The sequence below is a fragment of the Zhongshania sp. genome, assembly GCF_041584495.1.
In the GTDB taxonomy this organism is placed as follows: Bacteria; Pseudomonadota; Gammaproteobacteria; order Pseudomonadales; family Spongiibacteraceae; genus Spongiibacter.
The window spans coordinates 1-1,421 of record NZ_JBFHDY010000284.1 but is presented as its reverse complement, the minus strand read 5'-3'; the positions used below and the strand labels follow the sequence as shown (position 1 = coordinate 1,421).

Sequence of the window (1,421 nt, the reverse complement as noted above, 5' to 3'; positions counted from 1 at the left end):
TCCATATGAGTACAGCAAACGCATTCAGCAAGGTATTATCAAATATATCCAAATTACTGATCTATTGACCCAAAATTTTGCACTTTTATATCAGCGGTTTCTTTATATACTGGCTTCATTGATTTAGCTGAGGCAAAGGAGAGGCCATGCCAGCCAAGAATACCGCAAGCCGTTACGGTTGGCTTAGCATCGCTTTGCATTGGAGTATGGCGCTTGCGGTTATCGGCATGTTTGGCCTTGGGGTGTGGATGCGTGACTTGTCGTATTACGACCCGTGGTACAAAGATGGCCCAGCCATCCATAAAAGTGTCGGTATATTGTTGTTCTGCTTACTCATCATTCGGGTGGTTTGGCGCAACCTTAATATTCGCCCTGACGATGATCCCGCCCTTAAGGTCTGGGAGCGAGTAACTGCTCATCTCACGCATATTGGGCTGTACGGTTTGATGTTTGCCCTGATGATTGCGGGCTACTTTATATCGACCGCGGATGGTCGCGCGATTGAGGTATTTAACTGGGTCAGCGTGCCGGCCACAATTTATGATCTGCCTGAGCAGGAAGATATTGCCGGCGAGATCCATGAGATATTGGCGTGGATACTAATCGCACTGGCGAGTGTTCATGCGCTCGCCGCCTTAAAACACCATTTTATTAACCGCGACACGACCTTGCTTAAAATGCTAGGCCGCGACGCAATGTCAGCAAGCAATCACGCTATTAACAAAAAGGAAGCCGAACAATGAAACGTCTACTCGCGATTGGATTTACCGCCTTATTGAGTTTTAGTGGCGCGCTTCATGCCACCGAATACAAAATTGACACCGCTGGTGCACATGCGTTTATTAATTTTAAAATTAAGCACTTGGGCTACAGCTGGCTGTATGGTCGCTTTAATGAGTTTGAGGGTAGATTTAATTACGACCCCGCCAAGCCAGATGCTTCGTCAGTTGATGTCACTATTAAAACTGCCAGCGTCGACAGCAATCACGCTGAGCGTGACAAGCATTTGCGCGGCAAAGATTTTCTTGCGGTAGACAAATACCCGACTGCGACCTTTAAAAGCACGAGTTTTAAGGCCTTAGGTGACGGTAAAGCGGAGCTAAAAGGCACCTTAACCCTGCATGGCGTCAGCAAGCCGGTAACGATTGCGGTCAGCGAGATTGGTGGCGGCAAAGACCCTTGGGGCGGCTACCGTCAGGGCTTTCACGGCACTACTGAAATTGCTTTGAAGGACTTTGGCATTGATTTTGATCTCGGCCCAGCCTCACAAATTGTCGAGTTGACTTTGGATGTCGAAGGTATTGCGCAATCCATGATGTAATCCAGTTGAACTTTTCGAGCGTAGAACGACTCGAAGATTAGGAATTAAGCTCACTCAGTCTCAAAATTTTAGGCCGCTACCTTTAGCGGCTTTTTTTTGT

Annotated in this window: 2 protein-coding genes; both read left to right on the top strand. The window is 47.4% G+C overall.

What is annotated here, in order from left to right; all coding sequences use genetic code 11:
- Window positions 1-146 precede the first annotated feature (146 nt).
- On the top strand, window positions 147-743 hold the full coding sequence (locus ABYP33_RS19150; protein ID WP_373092952.1) for a cytochrome b: 597 nt from the start codon (window positions 147-149) through the stop codon (window positions 741-743).
- Window positions 740-1,321 carry a YceI family protein gene (locus ABYP33_RS19145; RefSeq protein WP_008253399.1) on the top strand — a complete coding sequence of 194 codons (582 nt, stop codon included), beginning with the start codon at window positions 740-742 and terminating at the stop codon, window positions 1,319-1,321. Before ABYP33_RS19150 ends, ABYP33_RS19145 begins: the two co-directional genes overlap by 4 nt.
- Window positions 1,322-1,421 lie beyond the last annotated feature (100 nt).

What these genes read in the sequence shown, in the direction of transcription:
- ABYP33_RS19150 (WP_373092952.1), top strand. Translation starts at nt 147, where the DNA reads ATGCCAGCCAAGAATACCGCAAGCCGTTACGGTTGGCTTAGCATCGCT.
- ABYP33_RS19145 (WP_008253399.1), top strand. Translation starts at nt 740, where the DNA reads ATGAAACGTCTACTCGCGATTGGATTTACCGCCTTATTGAGTTTTAGT.